The organism is Peribacillus sp. YIM B13477 (assembly GCF_042787955.1).
Taxonomy (GTDB): Bacteria; Bacillota; Bacilli; order Bacillales; family DSM-1321; genus Peribacillus; species Peribacillus frigoritolerans.
Genome location: NZ_JBHZPD010000002.1, coordinates 60,305 through 84,488 on the forward strand (window position 1 = coordinate 60,305; position 24,184 = coordinate 84,488).

20 protein-coding genes are annotated in these 24,184 nt (G+C 42.0%); all 20 read right to left on the reverse strand.

Going from position 1 to position 24,184, the window contains the following annotated elements:
• Positions 1–126 precede the first annotated feature (126 nt).
• Complete coding sequence (locus ACFX4H_RS06980) at positions 127–1,353, reverse strand: M16 family metallopeptidase (protein ID WP_034313588.1); 1,227 nt, start codon at positions 1,351–1,353, stop codon at positions 127–129.
• 46 nt (positions 1,354–1,399) lie between these two features.
• On the reverse strand, positions 1,400–2,359 hold the full coding sequence (locus ACFX4H_RS06985) for a polysaccharide deacetylase family protein (protein ID WP_034313591.1): 960 nt from the start codon (positions 2,357–2,359) through the stop codon (positions 1,400–1,402).
• A gap of 157 nt (positions 2,360–2,516) precedes the next feature.
• Complete coding sequence (pnp, locus tag ACFX4H_RS06990; protein ID WP_034313594.1) at positions 2,517–4,634, reverse strand: polyribonucleotide nucleotidyltransferase; 2,118 nt, start codon at positions 4,632–4,634, stop codon at positions 2,517–2,519.
• A 319-nt stretch (positions 4,635–4,953) separates the two neighbouring features.
• A complete protein-coding gene (gene rpsO, locus ACFX4H_RS06995) occupies positions 4,954–5,223 on the reverse strand; it encodes a 30S ribosomal protein S15 (protein ID WP_034313598.1) in 270 nt (89 codons plus the stop codon).
• A gap of 135 nt (positions 5,224–5,358) precedes the next feature.
• Positions 5,359–6,309, reverse strand: coding sequence for a bifunctional riboflavin kinase/FAD synthetase (gene ribF, locus ACFX4H_RS07000; RefSeq protein ID WP_057278396.1), 951 nt, complete (start codon positions 6,307–6,309; stop codon positions 5,359–5,361).
• A gap of 33 nt (positions 6,310–6,342) precedes the next feature.
• The gene (gene truB, locus ACFX4H_RS07005) at positions 6,343–7,263 is read right to left on the reverse strand and encodes a tRNA pseudouridine(55) synthase TruB (RefSeq protein ID WP_034313603.1); all 921 of its coding nucleotides are present in this window, start codon (positions 7,261–7,263) and stop codon (positions 6,343–6,345) included.
• 148 nt (positions 7,264–7,411) lie between these two features.
• Positions 7,412–7,780 carry a 30S ribosome-binding factor RbfA gene (rbfA, locus tag ACFX4H_RS07010; RefSeq protein ID WP_034313607.1) on the reverse strand — a complete coding sequence of 123 codons (369 nt, stop codon included), beginning with the start codon at positions 7,778–7,780 and terminating at the stop codon, positions 7,412–7,414.
• 17 nt (positions 7,781–7,797) lie between these two features.
• A complete protein-coding gene (locus ACFX4H_RS07015) occupies positions 7,798–8,079 on the reverse strand; it encodes a DUF503 domain-containing protein (protein WP_034313609.1) in 282 nt (93 codons plus the stop codon).
• Positions 8,076–10,229 carry a translation initiation factor IF-2 gene (infB, locus tag ACFX4H_RS07020; protein WP_249597820.1) on the reverse strand — a complete coding sequence of 718 codons (2,154 nt, stop codon included), beginning with the start codon at positions 10,227–10,229 and terminating at the stop codon, positions 8,076–8,078. Before infB ends, ACFX4H_RS07015 begins: the two co-directional genes overlap by 4 nt.
• A 19-nt stretch (positions 10,230–10,248) precedes the next feature.
• Positions 10,249–10,554: a YlxQ family RNA-binding protein gene (locus ACFX4H_RS07025; RefSeq protein ID WP_034313614.1), complete on the reverse strand. Its 306-nt coding sequence runs from the start codon at positions 10,552–10,554 to the stop codon at positions 10,249–10,251.
• Between the two features lie 4 nt (positions 10,555–10,558).
• Entirely contained in the window at positions 10,559–10,834 is a 276-nt protein-coding gene (gene rnpM, locus ACFX4H_RS07030) for an RNase P modulator RnpM (protein ID WP_034313617.1), read from the reverse strand.
• A gap of 16 nt (positions 10,835–10,850) precedes the next feature.
• Positions 10,851–11,981 carry a transcription termination factor NusA gene (gene nusA, locus ACFX4H_RS07035; RefSeq protein ID WP_048684764.1) on the reverse strand — a complete coding sequence of 377 codons (1,131 nt, stop codon included), beginning with the start codon at positions 11,979–11,981 and terminating at the stop codon, positions 10,851–10,853.
• Positions 11,982–12,024: 43 nt separating this feature from the next.
• Positions 12,025–12,498 carry a ribosome maturation factor RimP gene (rimP, locus tag ACFX4H_RS07040; protein WP_377434821.1) on the reverse strand — a complete coding sequence of 158 codons (474 nt, stop codon included), beginning with the start codon at positions 12,496–12,498 and terminating at the stop codon, positions 12,025–12,027.
• Positions 12,499–12,691: 193 nt separating this feature from the next.
• Complete coding sequence (locus tag ACFX4H_RS07045) at positions 12,692–17,014, reverse strand: PolC-type DNA polymerase III (RefSeq protein ID WP_057278400.1); 4,323 nt, start codon at positions 17,012–17,014, stop codon at positions 12,692–12,694.
• Positions 17,015–17,177: 163 nt separating this feature from the next.
• Complete coding sequence (locus ACFX4H_RS07050) at positions 17,178–18,878, reverse strand: proline--tRNA ligase (protein ID WP_249597822.1); 1,701 nt, start codon at positions 18,876–18,878, stop codon at positions 17,178–17,180.
• Between the two features lie 269 nt (positions 18,879–19,147).
• On the reverse strand, positions 19,148–20,416 hold the full coding sequence (gene rseP, locus ACFX4H_RS07055; RefSeq protein WP_283867451.1) for an RIP metalloprotease RseP: 1,269 nt from the start codon (positions 20,414–20,416) through the stop codon (positions 19,148–19,150).
• 7 nt (positions 20,417–20,423) lie between these two features.
• Positions 20,424–21,584 carry a 1-deoxy-D-xylulose-5-phosphate reductoisomerase gene (dxr, locus tag ACFX4H_RS07060; RefSeq protein ID WP_034313632.1) on the reverse strand — a complete coding sequence of 387 codons (1,161 nt, stop codon included), beginning with the start codon at positions 21,582–21,584 and terminating at the stop codon, positions 20,424–20,426.
• Positions 21,585–21,627: 43 nt separating this feature from the next.
• Positions 21,628–22,425, reverse strand: a complete 798-nt coding sequence (locus ACFX4H_RS07065; RefSeq protein ID WP_034315397.1) for a phosphatidate cytidylyltransferase — start codon at positions 22,423–22,425, stop codon at positions 21,628–21,630.
• Between the two features lie 25 nt (positions 22,426–22,450).
• A complete protein-coding gene (locus ACFX4H_RS07070; protein WP_034313634.1) occupies positions 22,451–23,224 on the reverse strand; it encodes an undecaprenyl pyrophosphate synthase in 774 nt (257 codons plus the stop codon).
• Positions 23,225–23,624: 400 nt separating this feature from the next.
• On the reverse strand, positions 23,625–24,182 hold the full coding sequence (gene frr, locus ACFX4H_RS07075; protein ID WP_034313637.1) for a ribosome recycling factor: 558 nt from the start codon (positions 24,180–24,182) through the stop codon (positions 23,625–23,627).
• Positions 24,183–24,184 lie beyond the last annotated feature (2 nt).

Sequence of the window (24,184 nt, forward strand, 5' to 3'; positions counted from 1 at the left end):
TCTATATCCGAAAAAGGTAAACTTAGAAGGCATTTAACCAAATATTGTCCATAACTCTGGACCCTCCCGCACTCAAAGAAAAAAAGCCTGACCTCCCAATGAAGGAAGGTTCAGACTTGTTCGTTGTTATTTGTCCCAATTTTCCAGCGGGCTCACTAATGACAAGGAATGTTCCGTAAAGATCTGATTTGCCAATTCATTGACGGTATCCTCAGTCACTTCGTCAATCTTGATGATGATATCATCAAGGGAACGGTGCTCACCCAACATAAGCTCATTTTTCCCGTTCCGGCTCATGCGGCTATTCGTGCTTTCAAGGCTGAGCATCAAGCTTCCTTTAAGTTGCTCTTTGCTATTCCTTAATTCCTTTTCCGTAATGCCATCCCTTTTTAAAGTATCCAATGTTTCCTGAATGGTTTCATACAGGCTGTCAAGCTGATTTGTGCCTGTCCCCCCATATACTGTCACCATACCGCTATCTTGATAGCTGGAATGATAAGAGTAAACGGAATAGGCAAGGCCGCGTTGCTCCCTGACGTCCTGGAATAGACGGCTGCTCATGCTTCCCCCAAGGATATTATTCAAGGTAATCAGGCTGTATGTTTTATCATTGCCGATTTCCAATCCGTTGTAACCAAGGCATAAGTGGGCTTGTTCCGTATCTTTTTTACGAGTGATCCTATTTTCGTGGAAGGAAGGTTTGACCAATTCAAGACGTTCTTCCCCTCCTTGATACGAGCCAAAGTAGCTTTCGACTTCATTGATCAATTTTTCATCCACATTCCCAGCAATGGACACGACTACCTTATCGGGTGTATACATGTCATGGACGTATTTTTTTAATGTATCACTATTGAAGGTTTCAAGCGTATTTTCCGTCCCTAGTATTGGATAACCAAGGGGGTGATTTTCATATACCGCCTTGCTTAAGAGGTCATGGACAATGTCATCAGGTGTGTCTTCGTACATTTTGATTTCTTCATAGACGACATTTTTTTCTTTTTTCAATTCTTCCCCATCAAATGTTGAGTTGAAGAACATATCAGCCAGGATTTCAAGCGCATAGCTTGCATGGTTATCCATTACTTTAGCATAATAGCATGTATATTCTTTTGAAGTGAATGCATTCACCTGTCCACCGATACTATCGAACGATTCGGCAATTTCACGCGCATTTCTCTTAGTTGTCCCTTTAAAGAACATATGCTCCAGAAAATGTGAAACCCCATTCAATTCTGGCGTTTCATTCCTTGAACCTGTTTTGATCCATACTCCAATTGCCGCTGAACGTACAGTTGGAATATTTTCCAATACAATTCTAACTCCATTTTGACACGTGTATTTCTTAATCAACTAACATTCCTCCCAATCATTCTATGCTGCCATCGTTACCAATACATTATGGATTCGATCGCTCTTCATCTACAGCTTCCGAAACGGTAACAACATCTAAATCTTTCTTTTTTATTTCAATTATTAACGTTTCCAATGATTTTGCAGTAGATTCAGTCGGATGCATCAATATAAATGCTCCAGGGTGTACCTTAGAAAGCACTCTTTGTTGAAGGACTTCAGGGCTTGGCTTTTGCCAGTCGATCGTATCCACACTCCACATGGCGGTCTCCATACCGAAAGAATCCGCGATTTTCACCGTTTCATCCCGGTAGCTTCCACTTGGTGGTGCGAACCATTTCATTTTCAAACCTGTCACAGCTTCAATGACTTCATTCGTTTTTCGAATTTCCTCACGTGTAGCTTGTGCGGATATGTTTTTCATATCTGGATGTGAATAAGAATGATTTCCAATTTCGTGCCCGCCACCCTTAATCATCTTGGCCAATTCTGGATTTTTCTTGGTCCAATTACCTTCAAGGAAAAATGTGGCCTTGACATTATTCTTTTTTAACACGGCCAACATATCTTGTAGGTATTCATTCCCCCAGGCCACATTGATTAAAAATGATACCACTGGCTTTTCAGGATGGGCCCGGTAAATGGGAGCCGGCTCCAGATCCTCCATATGTATCTTTGCAGGGACCTGCTGAAATACCAGCTTATTCTTATCGAACACGCCCTCCTTCTTCATGGCTTTATACGAATCATCAATATTTACCTTCAGGCCGTTATATGCAGGAACGGTTTTCCAAACAGAATCTATTCGTGCATCCTGTGGTGCAATCTCATATTTTTTTGTTGATTCTTTTATTTGTAAAAGAAGCTCGTCTTCTTGCTTCATAGAAGCAACTGAATCATCGGTTAATTGGGTCAAATAAATTTGTGTATATGGATTTTGCACTAATAACCATGATATACCTGCAATGGCACTTATCGCAACTATCTGCTTCCATTTATTATTCATTTTTTACGCCCCCTTCATACCAAAATGTATGAAGAAAACGGACAAGGTAGAACATGACATCCTTTTGACGCCCTTTCCCCTATGGATATTCCAATACCTTTAAACAAAAAAAGCATGCAGATTCACAAGGAATCGCATGCCGGATTTCTATTTTTCATTACGATTGAGAAGGGTTGGCTGCCTCTTTTTGCTCTTTCAAGACTGCTTTTCGGGAAAGGTTAACCCTTCCTTGCTTATCAATCTCAGTGACCTTGACCAATAATTCATCGCCAAGTGAAACGACATCTTCCACTTTTCCGACTCTTTCTTCAGCCAGTTCAGAAATATGTACCAAACCGTCTTTACCATTGAAGATTTCAACGAAGGCACCGAACTTTTCGATACGTTTAACTTTACCTAAGTATAGTTCGCCCACTACGACTTCACGTACGATATCTTCAATGATTTTCTTCGCTTTTTGAATCATTGGTTCATCAGTAGAAGATATGAATACCGTTCCATCTTGTTCGATGTCGATTTTCACGCCAGTTTCTTCAATGATTTTGTTGATATGTTTTCCGCTCGGTCCAATGACATCACGGATCTTATCCGGATTTATGGACATTGTAACGATTTTTGGTGCATATTTGGATAACTGCTCACGCGGTTGATTGATCGTTGACATCATTGATTCCAAAATGTGCATCCGGCCATGTTTGGCTTGAAGTAAAGCTTCTTCAAGAATCTCTCTTGAAAGTCCTTCAATCTTAATATCCATTTGTAGGGCAGTAACACCTTTTGAAGTCCCTGCGACTTTAAAGTCCATGTCTCCCAGATGATCTTCCATACCTTGAATATCCGTTAAGATTGTATAATGCTCACCTGATTTGACTAGGCCCATGGCAATACCGGCAACTGGAGCTTTCAATGGAACTCCGGCATCCATCATTGCCAAAGTGCTTGCACAGATACTTGCTTGTGATGTTGATCCGTTCGATTCAAGGACTTCAGATACAAGTCTGATTGTATATGGGAAGTCTTTATCGTTTGGAATGACAGGCTCCAATGCTCTTTCACCAAGTGCACCGTGACCGATTTCACGGCGTCCTGCCCCACGGATAGGACCAGTTTCACCTACACTGAAATGCGGGAAATTATAGTGATGCATAAAACGTTTTGACTCTTCGGTCCCAAGTCCGTCCAGAATCTGCACATCACCAAGTGCACCTAATGTACAGATGGATAGTGCTTGGGTTTGTCCGCGTGTGAACAATCCGGAACCATGTGTACGGGGCAGAATGGTGACTTCAGATGATAATGGTCTGATTTCGTCAGGATTACGGCCATCCGGGCGCACTTTTTCTTCCGTGATCAAACGGCGGACTTCGGATTTAACCAATTTATTAAGGATTTCTTTAATTTGCTTTAATTTTTCTTCATCAGTTTCTTCTTCATAATGAACCAATACACGATCTTTTACTGCTTTGATCGCGTCTTCACGAGCATGTTTTTCCTGAACTTGTACAGCTTTGTTCAAGTCTGCTTCACATAGGCCTTTCACTTCTGCTTCCAGTTCAGCATCCACTTGGTATAAAGTGACCTGCATTTTTTCCTTGCCGATTTCAGCAACGATTTTCTCTTGGAATGCAATGATCTTCTTGATTTCATCATGTCCGAACATGATTGCTTCAAGCATCGTTTCCTCTGGTACTTCATTCGCTCCGGCTTCAACCATGTTGATGGCATCTTTAGTGCCGGCAACCGTCAGATTGATGTCACTTTTAGCTAGTTGGTCAACAGTAGGGTTAATAATGAATTCATTATTGATTCTCCCCACTACAACTCCAGCAATCGGACCTTCGAACGGAATATCGGAAACTGAAAGTGCAAGGGAAGAACCTAGCATGGCTGCCATTTCCGTAGAGCAATCTTGATCGACACTCATGACCATGCTGATGATCTGAACATCGTTCCTGAAGCCATCGGCGAAAAGCGGACGGATTGGACGATCGATTAAACGGCTTGCAAGAATTGCCCTTTCACTCGGTCGTCCTTCACGTTTGATGAAGCCTCCCGGAATTTTACCGACTGCATAAAGTCTTTCTTCGTAGTTGACTGTCAAAGGGAAGAAGTCAACATTTCTAGGTTCCTTCGAAGCTGTCGCAGTACTTAATACAGCAGTTTCTCCATAACGGACTAAAACTGCCCCGTTCGCTTGTTTGGCTAATTGCCCTATCTCTACCGTTACATTACGGCCGGCCCAGTCAAATGAATACGTATGTTTTTCCTGTCCCATTTATTAAACCCCTCTCTGAATCTTCACTTAGAGGCTTAGTTTACCTAAACCTGTATTGGATTAAATCATTTATATGTGAAAGTAACTAAACTCGAGTTAAAACCAAACTATTCCTATTATGCACGAAAAAAACAAGCATTAACAGTAAAATGAATAAAAATTTCATTCATTTGATTATGTATATCCTGATCATTTATAAATGGAAAAGGACCCGGCTCCTGCCGAGTCCCAAGGACGAAGGCCCAGCCTTAAGTAGAACACGTCCAAATCATTTGATTAACACCAAAAAAGCGGGAAATTTCCCGCCTTCCTGAAAAAATTATCTACGTAGACCTAATTTGTTAATTAGTGTACGGTAACGAGTAACGTCTTTGTTACGTAGGTAAGTTAAAAGATTACGACGTTTACCTACCATTTTTAGAAGACCGCGACGTGAATGGTGGTCTTTTTTGTGTGTGCGTAAGTGATCGTTCAAGTTGTTGATTTCTTCTGTTAATACTGCGATTTGAACTTCTGGAGATCCAGTGTCAGTATCGTGAGTTCTGAATTCTGCGATAAGTTCGTTTTTGCGTACTTGTGTAATTGCCATGTTATTATTCCTCCTAAAATTCTGTAAAATCACCAATTACCGAGCCAGCGTCGGAGTCTCGACTAGCCAAGCAATGGTTATTTTCATACATACAATAGAATACATGTTTTTCATCAAAATTGCAAGTCTTGTCTTTTATGCTTCAAGCTTTGCAAAATAGGCTATTGCATTTTGCTTATCCGTTTCGATCTGTGCGACCAATGCTTCAAGTCCGGAAAATTTCTGCTCACTACGAAGTCTTGTATGCCATTCAACCGAAACCTGGTTGCCATAAATATCTCCCGAGAACTCCAAGGCATGGACCTCTACAGTGGGATATTTAGGTTTTTCCTCGTGGAACGTAGGTTTGTATCCGACATTGCAAACCCCGTTATACCATTTACCGCTTATTTTGATCCTGACGGCATACACGCCTGCAGCAGGAAAGATATAATCGTCACTTACTTCAATATTAGCGGTGGGGAAACCCAACTTCCTGCCCCGCTTTTCACCGTGAACGACATGACCTTTCGTTAAATAGCGTCGTCCAGCCAAATGATAAAAGTCGGAGAAGTTGCCATTACCGAGAGTTTCCCTGATTCTCGTCGAGCTAACCTTTTCATCTTCAAGTGTCTGTTTTGCAACGACTGTCTGCGAAAATCTGCCCTGTGCGTAAACCGGCAAATCTTCCATCGACCCTTGACCATAGCGACCGTATGAATAATCAAAGCCTGCAACTACATGACGGACATTCAGCCCGGCAATGTATTCGTCAACGAACCGTTCCGGCAGTACTGAAGCAAATTCCTTGCTGAAATGGACAATGAATAAATAATCGATCCCCATCGACTCTATGATATCGACCTTATCTTCAAGTGGAGTGATATAGCGGATATTTTCCGTTTTCCTACCCAGTACTGCAGAAGGATGCGGGTCAAATGTCATGACTGCTGACTTAAGATTCATTTCATCGGCTTTTTGCTTGGCGGTTTGAATGACAATTTGATGGCCTTTATGTATACCATCAAAAAATCCAAGCGCCATTACAAGCTCGGGAAAATCATCCGTATTAAATTGATGAGGATGCTCTATTGCGATCACTTTCACCTTTCAATCTCCTCTTTCCGGCGGTAAAACGGTCTATATTTCTTGTGCCAATACTTTTACAGGTTTAATTAATCCCTCTTTTGTCGGATGTATTTGATAAATGGCAATGGCCTTATTTGCTGGATCGACCATCACAAATGGCATTCCTTTTTCAACAGCAACATCCTTTGGTTGTTCCAATACCGCGCCGTTAAGTACTTTCTTTGCTACTTTATCACTAATCTGAAATTTGGGCAAATGAAATAATCCCCGCTCCAAAGGCAACAGAAATTCATCCGTTTGACCATTTTCCATGAACTCTTCCACTTCAGAAAATGTGAAACAGTCCTCCTGCTTAAAACCTGCTGATTCAATACGCGTCAAGTCTGACATATGAGCAGGAAAACCCAGTTCTTCACCCATCATGACTGCAAGTGTCCGAATATACGTTCCTTTGCTGCAATTTACGCGAAAACGAAAAGATATGGTTTCCCCTTTAAATTCGGAACGATCATCGAGAAGGGTAATATCATAGATGGTGACCTCCCTTGTCGGCCTCTCCACATCTATCCCTGCACGGGCATATTCATATAATTTCTTCCCGTTCACCTTTACCGCTGAAAACATCGGCGGCGTCTGTTCAATTTTTCCAGTCAATGATTCAAGCACTTCCAGAATCCGTTTACGCTGAATCACTTGATCAATCTTTTTCTCTACGACTTTTTCTCCGCTTGCGTCTTCAGTTGTCGTTGAAAAACCAAGGGTCACTTCTCCTTCATAAGCTTTACCGGCTTCTGTCAGATATTCGGCTATCTTTGTTGCCCTGCCAATACAAATAGGTAAAACCCCTGTTACATCAGGATCTAAAGTACCTGTGTGACCAACCTTTTTTGTCTTTAAAATCTTTCTTAATTTAAAAACACAATCATGGGATGTCAATCCCTTGGGTTTCCATAATGGAAGAATACCGTTCACGCTTTCACCTCATCTTTTATATAACACCTTAAACGATTATGACCCCCGCTAAAGGTGTTTTTCCTTTTTTCAATTCGGTTTCAAAAAAAAGAGACCGACTTCAAGAAGTGCAAAGCACTTATTGAGTCGGCCTCCTTTTACTGCTTGCTTATTCCTCGTCTTTTTCAGCCGGTTTATCCTCTGAATTGATTTGGGAAATCAACGACTCGATACGATTACCATAATCGACCGATTCATCAAATTCAAAAAACAGCTCAGGGGTTTTGCGCAGGCGGATTCGCTGCCCAATTTCTGAACGCATGAATCCTTTTGCCTTAGCTAGACCTTGCAGGGTTTTCTCCCTTTGTTCCTGGTCACCCAAAACGGAAATATAAACTGTTGCCTGTTGTAAATCGCCTGTAACCGCGACATCCGTCACGGTAACAAATCCGATTCTTGGATCTTTAATTTTTCGGCCGATAATTTCACTCAGCTCTTTTTTCATTTGTTCGCCAACACGATTTGAACGAAGGCTCATAATATCACCTCGATAGCCTAAAGCCAGTCTATATCTGTTATTGTTCGCTCTAGTTCCGGAAAAGAATCTAGAAATTTAAGGGCATTTTGAAGTTCCCGTTCAGTAGCCTTCCTTGAGGATGTTACGGTTACGATTGAAATCTTTGTCCGCTGCCATAAATCCTGAAAATCGGTCTCTGCTACAGAAATATTGAACTTCTGCTTAAGCCGTGTCATGACACGCTGAAGCACGGCCCTTTTTTCTTTTAAAGAATGGGTGTCATGGATGATGCATTCACATTGGACGGAGCCAACGATCATTTACGTTCGATCTCTTCCATTACATACGCTTCAATTACATCGCCTTCTTTAAGGTCGTTGTAATTTTTAATCGTAATACCGCACTCATAGTTCGTTGCCACTTCTTTAACATCATCTTTAAAACGTTTCAATGCATCAATTTCACCTTCGTAAATGACGACACCTTCACGAATTAAGCGAATTCCGCTATCACGTGTAATTTTACCTTCTGTTACGTAAGAACCGGCAATAGTTCCTACCTTGGATACTTTGAAAGTCGTACGAACCTCAGCCTGACCGATAATTTTTTCTTCGAATTCAGGGTCAAGCATCCCTTTCATAGCAGACTCGATCTCTTCGATCGCTTTATAGATGATGCGGTGTAGGCGGACATCAACATTTTCTGATTCAGCTGCACGCTTCGCATTCACGTCAGGACGGACGTTAAAACCGATGACGATTGCATTCGAAGCTGTAGCAAGGATGATGTCAGACTCTGTAATGGCACCAACGCCTATGTGAATGATTTTCACTTTAGCGCCTTCCACTTCTATTTTATTCAGGGAAGCGGCTACTGCTTCCGCAGAACCTTGAACATCAGCTTTTAGAATGATGTTCAATTCTTTAATTTCCCCTTCTTTCATTTGTTCGAACAAAGTATCTAGGGTTACACGGGATTTCTCGTTGCGTTGTGAAGCAAGTTGTCTCTGTGCACGCACTTCCCCAACTTGACGTGCCGTTTTCTCATCTTCAAAGACGATGAAACGATCGCCGGCTTGCGGCACTTCGTTCAATCCAGTGATTTCAACCGGTGTTGAAGGACCTGCATCCTTAACACGGCGTCCAAGATCGTTGACCATCGCACGAACACGTCCGAATGTATTACCGATAACAATCGGATCCCCGATTTTCAACGTTCCGTTTTGAACAAGCAATGTGGCAACCGATCCGCGCCCTTTATCCAAACGTGCTTCGATAACCGTTCCATTTGCTTTACGAGTTGGATTCGCTTTATACTCCTCCACTTCACTGACAAGAAGAATCATTTCAAGCAAGCTATCGATACCCTCACCGTTCTTAGCTGAAATTGGTACGAAAATTGTGTCTCCGCCCCACGCTTCAGAAACTAAACCATGTTCTGTCAATTCTTGCATGACACGATCCGGATTGGCAGCTTCTTTATCCATCTTATTGACAGCGACGATAATTGGAACTTCTGCCGCTTTAGCATGGTTGATCGCTTCAATCGTTTGAGGCATGACGCCATCATCCGCAGCGACGACAAGAATGGTGATATCGGTAACTTGTGCACCGCGGGCACGCATTGTTGTAAACGCAGCATGACCTGGTGTATCAAGGAATGTGATTTTCTTATCGTTAACTTTAACTTGATAAGCACCGATATGCTGAGTGATTCCGCCCGCTTCGCCTTCAGTGACTTTTGTATGGCGTATAGAATCAAGCAATGTCGTTTTACCATGGTCAACGTGACCCATGATCGTCACGACAGCCGGACGTTCAATCAAATCTTCAGAAGCATCCTCAGTGACAAGTGATTCAAGGTCTGTTAGATCGACACGAATCTCTTCTTCGGCCACTACACCGTATTCCGCACAAATCAATTCAATTGCATCTTTATCCAAAGTTTGGTTGATTGTTGCCATAACACCAAGCATAAAGAGCTTTTTAATGATTTCAGAAGGTTCACGGTGAAGTTTTTTTCCAAGTTCCATAACCGTCAAAGACTCATAAAACGTAATTTTCTCTGGAAGTTCTCTTTCTTTACGTTTAGTAACAGGTGCCTGAGGCGCTTGTTGTCTTTGTTTATTATTTTTATTCTTGTTATTGCGACCCTTGTTGAACTGGCCGCCAGTTGGTTTTTTCGTCCCTACAGGTTTAACTGGTGGTTTCTTCTTCAGTTTTTCTTTATTGACAGTGCTCTTTTCATCCGCTTCGGCTTCGTACTTCGCAACCGTAGCGTTAGCTTTTGGCTCTTGGCTTTTATCTTCGCTTTTAGGTTTGATTGAATCGTTTAATTTATTTACAGTTGAATCGTCTAATGCTGTCATATGGTTTGTTACCTCTATATTCATTTCTTTAAGTTTATTTATTACATCCTTGCTTGAAACGTTCTTTTGTTTTGCATATTCATATACACGCAATTTTGTCATACGTTCACCCCCGTAAAATTTAATCGAGCAGCGTTCGGAGTTTTTGTGCAAAACCTTCATCCAGAACTGCGACGGCAACTCTAGCATCCTTACCTATCGCATGGCCGAGCAATGACCTGCTTTCGACTCTTTTTAAAGGAACCTGATAAAATGCGCACTTATCAGATATTTTTTTTTCAGTGTTTTTTGAAGCGTCCGCGGATAAAATAACAACTTTGGCATTACCGCTTCTAATCTCTTTAACCACTAATTCTTCACCCGAAATTAGCTTGCGTGCTCGATTGGCCAAACCTAATAGAGACATCCATTGTTGTTGTTGGGTCATGGTGTTAGTTTTTCTCCTTATTCACTAATTCGAGCAATTGTTCATAAAGGGAAGAATCGATTTGGGTACTAAGGTGATTAGCCAGCACATTTTTCTTTTTGGCCAGCTCGATAACATCCCGATCAAGAGTCAAATAAGCTCCCCTTCCAGATTTCTTACCGGTCGGATCCAGGCTGACTTCCCCTTCTTTAGATCGAACGATGCGAATGAGTTCTTTCTTCGGCTTCATTTCGCCTGTCGCCACACATTTACGCATCGGGATTTTTTTTCGGTTATTCATCTTTTTTCACCTCGAATTACTCGTTATCCTCTTCGAAATCTGTTTCCTCTTCAGTAACATAACTATCTCTGCTCAAAAGGAATTCCTGTTCTTCCACAGGATATATACCAGCTTCGCGGGCTTCCGTTTCACTCTTGATATCAATTTTCCAGCCTGTAAGCTTGGCAGCTAAACGGGCATTTTGCCCACGCTTACCAATTGCCAGGGAGAGTTGATAATCCGGTACGATTACAGTCGTCGCCTTTTCCTCTTCTTTAACAATGACCTCAAGTACTTTTGAAGGGCTTAAAGCATTCGCAACGAAAATGACCGGATTCTCCGACCATTTGACGATATCGATCTTTTCACCTTTCAATTCGTTGACGATGGCCTGAACACGCTGGCCTTTTTGGCCTACACAGGAACCGACAGGATCGACTTCTTCATTATCGGAGTGCACGGAGATTTTTGAACGGTCGCCTGCTTCGCGGGCAACTGACTTGATCTCGACTGTTCCGTCGAAAATTTCAGGCACTTCGATTTCGAATAAACGTTTTAAAAGGCCAGGATGTGAACGGGATACAAAAATTTGCGGACCCTTGGAAGTCTTTTCAACTTTAGTGATGAAAACTTTAATGCGGTCATGCGGTTTATATTGTTCATTCGGCATTTGCTCATTCACCGGGAGCAAAGCCTCGATTTTACCTAAGCTCACATAAATGAATCGGGAATCCTGGCGTTGAACGATACCAGTCATGATATCCTCTTCACGATCGATGAATTCGGCATAAATGATGCCCCGTTCCGCTTCACGCACCCTTTGAGTGACGACTTGTTTTGCTGTTTGTGCAGCAATACGGCCGAAATCCTTAGGTGTTACTTCCATTTCGACAACATCCTCTAACTGATAGTTGGGATCAATTGCTCTTGCTTCTTCAACAGAAATTTCCAGACGCGAATCGAACACTTCGTCAACTACGTCTTTTCTGGCAAATACACGCATTGTTCCTTTACCAAGATTCAAGTCGATACGTACATTTTGTGCTTGGTTAAAGTTACGGCGATATGCCGATATAAGGGCAGATTCAATCGCGTCGATCAAAACCTCCCTGGAAATTCCTTTTTCGTTTTCTAAAATATAGAGAGCATCCAATAACTCATTGCCCATGGTGATCCCCCTTACGGATATTTAAATTAATGATTTGCTTGACTTAAGCGAAGGTAATCGCCAATCTTGCTTTGGCTACCTTTTCGAATGGTATGACGATCGTTTTCTTTCTTGTCTTGATTCTGACTTCGATTGTCACTTCTTCACCATCGAAACTGGTTAAGGTTCCTTCGAATTCTTTTTCATCTAAAATGGGCTCGTATGTTTTTATGTAAACATTTTTACCGATAGCATTAAGGAAATCCTTCTCTTTTTTCAGAGGCCTTTCAGCTCCGGGTGATGAAACTTCGAGAAAATAATTTTGTGGAATCGGATCAACCTCATCAAGCTTTTCACTGAGTTTTTCACTCACATTTCCGCAATCATCAATATCTACGCCTGTTTCTTTATCAATGTACACTCGAAGGAACCAGCTTTTACCTTCCTTCACATACTCCACTTCGACTAATTCAAGCTGCAATTCTTCAAGAATTGGTAATGCTAATTCCTCTACGACTTCCGTTACCTTTTTACTCATTTGTTTCCTCCATACGTGCGTTGTATGCGCTTGGTTTCGGATTCAAAATAAATGGTCATTACAACACGAAAGAGTGGGTTTCCCCACTCTTGCCATTGGTTCCTCTTAGTATTTCCAATAAAAATATACCATAATCAAGATATTTATGCAAATATCATGTCTGTTTCTTCCTTTTTGAAATCCGTTTCCTCTTTTAAAATAAAGATAACTGATTTTGTTCAGGCAATGACTCCAGGCAGCCTTGTTTATCAAGGTATTCAAGGATGGTCTTCGAAACCTTACCCCGCTGTTGAAGGTCTTCTTTGGAGAGGAATTCACCATTTCCCCGTGCGTTGACAATATTGATCGCTGCATTCGTTCCAAGACCAGGTATCGAATTGAATGGCGGAATCAAAGTATTTCCTTCAATTAGGAATTGATCTGCACTGGATTTGTACAAGTCCACTTTAGCGAATGAATATCCTCGTTCACACATTTCCAAAGCTAGTTCAAGAACCGTCAATGTATTCTTTTCCTTTGTGGATGCATCCAATCCCTTTACCATGATTTCTTCCATTTTTGCTTTGATCGCTTGCGATCCCCGTGTCATGGCGTCGATTTCAAAATCATCGGCACGTACTGTGAAATAAGCCGCATAGTATAATAAGGGCAGATGCACTTTAAAATAGGCAATCCGGACAGCCATTAAGACGTAAGCTGCAGCATGGGCTTTCGGGAACATGTATTTAATCTTCTTACATGAATCGATATACCATTCCGGCACCTCATTTTTCCTCATTTCCTCTTCGAATTCCTCCGAGAGCCCTTTCCCTTTACGTACAGATTCCATGATTTTAAACGCCAGGGAAGGATCGAGACCTTGATAGATCAGATAGACCATAATATCATCCCGGCAGCCTATAACCTCACTTAGTGTGCAGATCCGGTTGTGGATCAGTTCCTGTGCATTGCTCAGCCATACATCCGTACCGTGGGAAAGACCTGAAATCTGAACAAGCTCGGAAAAAGTCGTAGGTTTCGTATCTTCAAGCATCTGCCGGACAAAACGCGTACCAAATTCCGGGATGCCAAGCGTACCCGTTTTACACATGATCTGTTCTTCGGTAACTCCTAAAGATTCAGTACTGCTGAATATTTTCATTACTTCCGGATCATCGGTAGGAACGGTCTTTGGATCGATGCCACTTAAATCTTGAAGCATCCGGATTACTGTCGGATCATCGTGTCCAAGTATATCAAGTTTCAAAATATTATCGTGAATGGAATGGAAATCAAAGTGAGTTGTTTTCCACTCTGAATTCCGGTCATCCGCAGGGAACTGAATTGGTGTGAAATCATAGATATCCATATAATCCGGAACGACGATGATTCCGCCCGGGTGCTGTCCAGTCGTCCTTTTCACACCAGTACAACCGGCAACAAGGCGATCGGTCTCGGCTCCGCGCATATGGATGTTATTATCAGAGGAATACCCTTTTACATATCCATAAGCCGTTTTTTCAGCGACCGTACCAATCGTTCCGGCACGATATACATATTCTTCACCGAATAAGACCTTCGTATAGTTATGGGCCTTCGGCTGATATTCACCGGAGAAGTTCAAGTCGATATCCGGAACCTTATCCCCTTTAAATCCAAGGAAAGTTTCAAACGGGATATCATGCCCGTCTTTTGTATAAGCGATGCCACAATCCGGGCAGTCTTTATCGGGCAGGTCAAACCCTGAACCTACAGAACCGTCATTGAAGAATTCGGATTTCTTGCACTCAGGACATACATAATGCGGCGGAAGAGGGTTCACCTCTGTAATTTCAGTCATGGTGGCAACAAAAGATGATCCAACCGATCCCCTTGAGCCAACTAGATAACCATCATTCAATGATTTTTTAACAAGCTTGTGGGAAATTAAATAAATAACGGCAAAACCGTGGCCGATGATGCTTTTCAATTCTTTCTCAAGGCGGGCTTCTACGATTTCCGGCAGGTTTTCCCCATAAATCTTCCTTGCCATGCCATAACTCATTTCACGCATCTCTTCATCTGCACCTTCAATTTTAGGTGTGTATAACTCATCCTTGATTGGCTTGATTTCTTCAATCATATCAGCGATTTTATTCGTGTTGGTTACCACGACCTCTTTGGCTTTCTCGGAACCGAGGAAGGAGAATTCCCGAAGCATTTCATCTGTTGTCCGAAAATGTACGTCAGGAAGCTTATGACGATTCAACGGGTTCGCGCCGCCTTGTGAATTCACAAGGATTTTACGGTAAATTTTATCATTCGGATCCAAATAATGCACATTTCCCGTGGCTACGACTGGCTTGTCCAGCTTTTCACCAAGCTTGACGATATTGGAGATGATCGTTTCTAATGATTTATCATCCCGGACATATTCAAGCTCAATCAAATGCTGATACACTTCCTTCGGATGGATTTCAAGATAATCGTAGAATTCGGCGATATCGACCACTTCCTCAAAACCCTTCTGCATCATCCCTTCAAAAACTTCCCCTTTATCACATCCCGATCCGACCAGGATTCCTTCACGATACTTTTTAAGTTGTGAGCGCGGTAATCGGGGCACACGATAGAAATAATCGATGTGTGATATTGAAATTAATTTAAAAAGGTTTTTTAACCCCGCCTGTGTTTGCGCGATCAACGTACAATGGGACGGCCGGGAACGCTGGTAAGCATTTCCTTTACCCATATTGTCATTAAGTTGATCATGATGGGTAATCTCCTTTTCCATTGCATCCTTCAGCATCTTCAGCATAAGGTAACCTGTAGCTTCGGCATCATAAATGGCCCTATGATGCTGGGTCAAATCAATATCGAACTTTTTACATAGTGTATTTAACCGGTGATTTTTAAACTCCGGATATAAGAAACGGGCAAGTTCCAATGTATCAAGCACAGGATTGGAAGCTTTAGGATAACCCAAGTTTTTATAACCTATATTCAAAAACCCCATATCGAAGGCTGCGTTGTGGGCAACCAGGATCGCATCGCCCGCCCATTCCTTGAACTTTTCCAGCACTTCCGAGACTTCTGGAGCATTTTCTACAAGATCATCAGTGATTCCAGTCAATTCTATCGTCGTATTGGATAGTGGGTGATGCGGATTAGCAAATGACTCGAATCGATCTATGATGTCACCGTCACGGATTTTCACTGCAGCAAATTCAATGATCGTATCATAAACGGCTGACAGACCCGTCGTCTCTACGTCAAACACAACATAGGTTGCATCTGCCAAAGCGATATGCGCCTCATTATAAACGATGGGTACACCATCATTTACAAGATTCACTTCGACGCCATAAAGGATTTTGATACCATTCTTTTTCCCGGCACTATAAGCTTCTGGGAATGATTGTGCTCCCGCATGATCTGTAATGGCAACTGCCTTATGCCCCCACTTTGCAGCTTGGGCAACAAGCGCTGAAGTAGGTGTCACTGCATCCATCGAGCTCATTGGGGTATGCATATGCAGTTCTACACGCTTTTCTCCTTCTGGGGCCTTATCCTGTCGTCCTTGTTTAGAAATTTCATTTATATCATTTGCGATCATTACAAGGTCACGTACGAATGTATCATTTTGGATGCTTCCTTGGGCACGTACCCACATCCCTTTTTTCACTCGGGCAAGTATGGCAGCATCTTCTTTATCACGCGAAAACATTTTGACCAATATCGAGCTCGTATAATCCGTGACTTTAAATGTCAACAGGCTTCGGCCGCTTCGCAACTCACGCACTTCTGCATCAAATACGAAGCCTTCGATAGCAATCCTGCGCTCTTCATCGATAATTTGTTCGATTCTGCGGAAATCCGCATCTTCTTTAATCGTATAGCCAATTTTAACCGGTCCTTCGTAGACGCCATCGTCGCCGCCTTTTTCCGATTCTTTCTTCTGCATTTCCACTAGCGCAGCAAGACCTTTTTCCGCGTCTTCCTTTTGTTTCTCTTCCAAAAACTTTTGGTAATCAGGATTCGACACCGTTTCCTTCACTTCCGCTTCAAGTGTCAACGGAGGAAAACCGAATGTTTGGTAGATATTCGAAATGATGCCGGAGTATTTTCGTTTCAGCTGACCAGCTTCCGTGTCATTTCGGGCACTTACGATAAGCTTATATCCATTTACCGTTGGCACTTGTTCATTCAGGAGCGATAACAGTGCTGGAGACATGCCTTCAAGCTCGCCAATGCAGTTTTTCCAATACTCTTTTACCAATTGTTCGGTCACTTGCGGATTGGCCACGTTCAAGTTGAATGTGACCTTTGCAATATGGGAAAACGTACTTGCTAGATGAGTAGCAAGTCTTGTATGAACACTGCAAGGAATCAATGCAGGTATATTAAAGGCAAAATGCCATGTTTTAGACTCCCTCTCGATTGAGAGTTTATCAATTTCGGCACCTATGAAATAATTCACAAAGGCATCCTCGGTCAAGTCCATTTGCTGGAGCAAGAGTTGAAATCTCTCTCTACCGCTATTTGGATTTTGATCCATTCCCTCTCTCCCCTATCTACTATCTCTTTAGATATTATTCACTATCATTTTCGTTTTGATATCAGAGGCTATTATAACATATCATGAATGTTTCACTAGTATCCAAATCATGAAAAGGAAAGGCATCATCCAATTGAATGATGCCTAGTTCCCCATTTTTAAATTATCCCAGTATTTCGTGAAGCTTTTGAGTTAGTTCAGCTCTTTCAAGTTCAAGAACCTCACCCGTTTTGCGGATTTTCACTTCGACAATTCCGTCGGATGCCTTTTTACCAACAGTCACCCTGACAGGAAGACCAATCAAGTCGGAGTCTGCGAATTTTACGCCGGCACGTTCTTGACGATCATCCATTAGAACTTCCATGCCTTGTCCCTTTAAATCTTTATATAATTCTTCTGCCATGGCAGCCTGAGCCTCATCTTTCATATTGATTGGAATCAAATGGACTTGGTATGGCGCTAAATTCTTTGGCCAGACCAATCCTTTTTCATCGTTGAATTGTTCAGCGACAGCTGCAAGTGTACGGGAAACCCCAATACCATAACATCCCATGATCATTGGCTGCGACCGCCCATTCTCATCCAGGAATGTCGCGTTCATAGCTTCGGAATATTTTGTTCCTAGCTTGAATACGTGGCCTACCTCAATTCCTTTGGCAAATTTAATTTTTCCGTTTCCGTCGGGCGATGGGTCACCCTCTTGGATGAAACGAAGATCTATATAATTGGCCACGTTAAAATCACGAGCGGGATTAACGTTCACATAATGGTGGTCTTCCTCATTTGCACCACAGACTCCATTAACCATGGCTTCGACGGCAAGATCCGCAATCACTTCCACATCAGAAGTGACATTTATTGGTCCAAGAGATCCAATTGCACATCCCAAGACTTCCTTCGTCTCATTTGGATCGACCAAATCAACGATTGAAGCGTTATAGAAGTTCTTCAGCTTGATATCATTGACTTCATGATCTCCTCGTACCAAAACTAGCACATACTTTTCATCCACTTTAAACAATAATGATTTTATTAGTTTCGCTGCATCGGTATTCAGGAATGCAACAACTTCTTCTATCGATTTTTGACCTGGTGTATGAATTTTTTCAAGTGCAATTTGTTCTTCGCTGCTTTTTTCATATTTTACATTCACAGGTGCCATTTCAATATTGGCTGCATAATCGGAAGTATCCGAATAAGCGATGGTATCCTCCCCTATTTCAGACAGGACCATGAATTCATGTGTATCCTTACCACCCATTGCCCCAGAATCGGCAATGACCGCACGGAAGTTCAACCCACAACGGCTAAATATATTCGAATATGCCGCAAATAAATTTTTATATACAGCATCCAGGCTTTCTTGATTAGCATGGAAAGAATAAGCATCCTTCATGATGAACTCACGTCCACGCAACAATCCGAAACGCGGTCTTTTTTCATCACGGAATTTGGTCTGGATTTGGTAAACCGTCAATGGAAGACGCTTATAGGATTTCACCTCATCGCGAACTAAACTGGTTATCACTTCTTCATGCGTGGCACCAAGCGCAAATTCACGGTTGTTACGATCCTTAAGCCGCATCAACTCTGGACCATAAGTATACCAGCGTCCAGATTCCTGCCAGAATTCGGCTTGTTGTAAAGCCGGCATCAACAGTTCCACCGCACCAGCATTTTCCAGCTCTTCCCGAACGATCGCCTCAACCTTTTGAAGCACCTTTTTTCCAAGCGGCATAAAACTATAAACCCCGCTGGAATTTTGTCTCATAAATCCTGCACGCAATAGCAGCTGATGACTTTTGATTTCAGCATCTGCAGGCACTTCCCTCAATGTAGGGATCAACGTCATACTTTGTTTCATATTTGCACCTCTTCAATATTTCCTTTAAATTACTTGCAGCTTCGGTAAATTTGATACCGCAACATTTTAATACGGTCATTTCATACAAAAAAGACTTTCCGGTCATTCAGAAAAGCTAATTTAATATACTCATTCTCGATTATACTTACGATTTCCCTAGAAAACAAACAATTTCCCCAAAACGATTAAAAAACTAGGAAATCCCTTCAGATAAGAAAACGGCCAACAGATAATTCTGCTGGCCTGTTTTTGCATTATCCAAACATGTCTTACAGGAAGAATCGCTGGATGTCATTCCAGGTAACGACAATCATCAATAACATCAGCAAAGCAAAGCCGATGAAGTGGACCATCCCTTCTTTTTGACGGTCAATTGGTTTCCCTCTTAAGAATTCGACCACAAAGAATAACAGTCTTCCTCCATCCAATGCCGGCAGCGGAAGCAGGTTCATGATTCCCAGGTTAATGCTTAGCAGCCCTGCCCATTTCATTAACGTGAATAAACCTTGTTTCGCCACTTCCTCAGTTGATTTATATATGCCTACAGGACCAGATAAACTGTCGATCGTAAATCCGCCCGTTACAAGATCACCAAGGATGATGAAGATTTGTTTTGTCCAAAAATACGTTTCTGTAAAACCATATTGTATAGCTTTAATCGGTGCTTTTTCAACCGGAGGGTAAACACCGATAATCCCGATTTTCTTCCCTTCCCTTTCCACTTCTTGTGGAACAACCGGTACTTCTAGTGTTTTCCCGTCCCTGTCAACGACAAACTCGATCTCTTGCCCAGGGTTCTTTTGAATGCTTTCCTGAACATCTCCCCAAGTGGAGACTTCCGTCCCTTCTATGGATTGAATGACATCTCCCGATTTTAAACCGGCATTTACAGCCGAACCATCCGGAGTCAACTCACCTAGTTTCGCTTCATCCACCACGACACCTTGAAACAGGCCGATCAGCACAAAAATGACAAAAGCCAAAACGAAATTCATTGCCGGACCAGCTACAATCGTCAGAAAACGATGCCCAAGCGACTTTGAGGCAAATTGCCGGTCATAAGGAGCAATCTGGTTCTCTACACCATTTTCAACGATCACAGCCTCTTTATGGATGGCAAACGTTTTTAGTGTATCTTCCTCTCCCTCTTCATAACCAGTAAGGATCAGTTTATGATCAAGGTCGATCACTTCAACTTCCACAAGTCGAATATCAGGATATTTATCTTTATTGTTCAAAATGATCTTTGTAACATTCTCATCATTATCGAACATTAACCCCACCCGATAGCCGGGTTTCAATTCTATATTTTCTGCGTCTTCACCGGCCATACGCACGTAACCGCCAAGAGGAAGCAATCGGATGGTATAAACGGTTTCCTTCTTTTTATATGTGAATACTTTTGGCCCGAAACCGATTGCGAACTCACGGCATAAGATTCCTGCTCGCTTTGCAAACACTAAGTGCCCAAGCTCATGGAAAAAAACTAGAGCTCCAAAAATGATGATGAACGCTATAATCGTTTCTAAAGTCTGCATGTTCCGGTCACCTATCTTTCACTAAAGATTCTATATACTGCCTTGTCATATTATCGACTTCCTGAATCGTTTCTAAATCTGGAAGGGCTATGACGGAATGCTGATTCAGCGCTTTTTCAATTAACGTCTCAATTTCAAGGAAGGTTACCTTTCCTGATAAGAATGCAGAGACTGCGGCTTCATTGGCGGCATTCAACACAGTAGTCATCGTTCCGCCCATTTTACCTGCTTTATAAGCGAATTGCAAACAAGGATATCTGGTGAAATCCATATCCCTAAAATGCAGTTTGCCTGCTTCAGCAAGGTTCAATCGTTTGCGGCCTGCCAGCGGAATACGGTCTGGATAAGTAAGTGCATATTGTATCGGCACCCGCATATCCGGTGTCCCCAGTTGTGCTATCACGCTGGAGTCATGAAACTCAACCATGGAATGGATGATGCTCTCCTTATGTAGCAATACATCAATTTTATCGTAGGGAAGATCGAATAGCCAATGGGCCTCGATCACTTCCAAACCTTTATTCATCATTGATGCTGAATCGATCGTGATTTTAGCTCCCATTGACCAGTTCGGGTGGTTCAGTGCTTCTTCCACCGTTACATCCTTCAATTCTTCCCTGGTCCGATCTCGAAAACTGCCTCCTGAAGCAGTAATGACAAGACGTTCTATATTTTTTTCCTTTTCACCTTGCAGTGCCTGAAAAATAGCGGAATGCTCACTGTCAACCGGCAGCAATCTGACCCCCGCTTTTTTTGCTTCACTCATGACCAAATGACCTGCCGTCACCAACGTCTCCTTGTTGGCGATAGCAATATCCTTTTTTGCCTTTATTGCTTGAAGTGTCGGATAAAGACCCACGCTTCCGATGACGGCATTGACCAATATCGTCGCCTGACCATAAACAGCAACAGCAGTCAATCCCTCATCCCCATACATGAACTCGATATCTTTGCGATTGGAGAATTCACTTTTCAAAACATGATAATCTTCTTCCGTCTGGACTGAAACCAGTTTCGGTTCAAACTCTTGTATATAAGTCCTGACCAATTCTATATTCTTTCCAGCAGAAAGCGCCACGATCTTGAATTGATCTGGATGGGACCTAACTACATCCGCTGTTTGTTGACCAATCGATCCTGTCGCGCCCAAAAGGCTGATATTTTTCAAATTGTTCATCTCCTAATTCATATAACGCTTGCCTATATTTATATTATAAAACATGCAATAAATGCAAAATCGGTAAAATGAAGATCACACTATCAAGCCTGTCCAAAATCCCACCATGTCCCGGGAGAAGATTCCCTGAATCCTTAACGCCATAATGACGTTTATACGCGGATTGGACGAGATCACCCAATTGGCCGAATACCCCAATGATTAATGAAATCAATAATAATTGTAATAACGTGTAATCAAGGCTGGAGAAGGCGTAAAATAGAACACCCACCACCATCGCGGATATTAACCCGCCGATAAATCCTTCCACCGTCTTGTTTGGACTTATTTCTGGCCATAGCTTTCTTTTACCAAGCGATTTACCAATGAAGTAGGCTCCGGAATCAGTTGCCCAGATCGTAAATAGGGTAAGCAGGATATAGATCAGCCCCAACCCCAAAGAGTCACGTGTTTCAAATAGGAAGTAGAAACCTATCCCCAAGTATAGGATTGAAATCACTAGAAAGCCTGCGTCATCAAAGGTAAAACGGTTTTTTGAAACGACTGTATAAAGTAACAGCAGCAAAACCCCTATCAAGAATACTTGAACTTTATCATAATTAATTTCTGCCAAAAAAGCGGTATGCTCATTAGGCAATAAAAGCACCCACAATAATATGTGAGAAAGAAATGCTTCAAAAGAAAGTACACGTAACTTTTTCATTTTCATCAGTTCGTACAAACCAATTGAACCTAACAGATAAACCGTCAGTAAAAAGGGAGTGCCCCCTAAAATGACTAGTGGAATGAAGATAGCGGCAACTACGACCGCCGTAATAATTCGTTGTTTCATTATTCCATTTTCCTCGCCTTCTACATTAAACGCCACCGAATCTTCGTGAACGCTTTTGATACTCCTCAACTGCCTGCAATAAATGCTCTTCACTAAAATCCGGCCACAGCACTTCAGTAAACCAAAGCTCCGTATAAGCAGACTGCCAAAGCATGAAATTACTTAAACGGATTTCACCGCTTGTACGGATCAGTAAATCGGGATCCGACAAATGTTTGGTCATCAGGTAACTGGATACCATTTCCTCCGTTACATTTTCCTTTATTATACCATTCTTAGCATCTTGAATGATGCTATTCACAGCCGATACAATCTCCCCACGGCTTCCATAGTTCAGGGCAAAATTCAGAATCATCCCATCATTGTCTTTCGTGTCTTCCATTGCCCGTTTAACGGCACTTTGAGTATGTGACGGAATGAGTGACAAGTCCCCAATCGTTTCAACTCTAACATTTTCCGAAATGAGCTCGGGCAAAAAAGTCCCAAGAAATTCCTGGGGCAGCTTCATCAAAAAGTCGACTTCACTTTTCGGGCGTTTCCAATTTTCAGTGGAAAACGCATAGACCGTCAAAGTTTTGACCCCTAATTTATTGGCAACTTTCGTAATTCTACGAACGGTTTTCATTCCTTCATGATGACCCGCCACACGTGGCAATGCACGCTTTTTGGCCCAACGGCCGTTCCCATCCATAATGATGGCGATATGCTGAGGAACATCAAACTGTTTAATATGCTGAATCCTATTTGTTACATCGGAAGAAGCATCTTTTTTAACGAAACGCTTCCAAAGTGAATACATATGTTAGTCCCCCATCAGGTTGTACTTATCTCTCTACAAAGGCAAAGTTTTTCGTGCACTATGTATATCAAGCTTTCTGCCGCTTAAAAAGAATCTATATTATAATATCAAAAAAAAACTCGTTCTCATATTATTATTATGAAAATTATTTCTTCATTAGAAGCTTGAAAGGGAGAAATCATTCCTTCTTTTTTTCTGAAACCGATTATGACTGCCATGAAAAATGCAAAAAAAGGACCACCTCCAACGTTTGCATGCAACATACTAACTCAAGGAGTAATCATTATCGGAGAAACCTTATTATAACAGTTTTCTCCTTTAAGCACACCTATATGTTAGCACCAAGACATGACCCAGTATGGATTCGGCCCTCTTTATTTAATCAATTCTTCAATGGAAATTATACTTCCAAAATTTCTTTTTCTTTATCTTTTGTAATTTCATCGATTTTCGTGATATTGCCATCTGTCATCTTTTGGATGTCATCAGCATAGCCACGTAAATCATCTTCAGTGATTTCACCACTTTTTTCAAGCTTTTTCAAATCATCATTAGCATCGCGACGCACATTACGGACAGCTATTTTTGCCTCTTCCGCTTCTTTTTTCACAACTTTCACAAGCTCTTTTCTGCGCTCTTCAGTTAACGCCGGGATGGCTATCCTGATGATCGATCCGTCATTAGAAGGATTTAAGCCTAAGTCTGATTTCAAAATCGCCTTTTCGATTTCACCCAATACCGTTTTATCATATGGTTGAATGACTAATAGTCTAGCTTCCGGGACAGAAATACCAGCCACCTGATTAACTGGTGTCGGCGAACCATAATAATCAATCGAGATTCTATCAAGCAATGAGGCATTTGCCCTTCCGGCACGGATGCTTGCTAATTCACGTGTGTACGCTCCAATGGCTTTTTCCATTTTCGTTTTCGCATTCGAAATAACTTGTTTCGGCATCT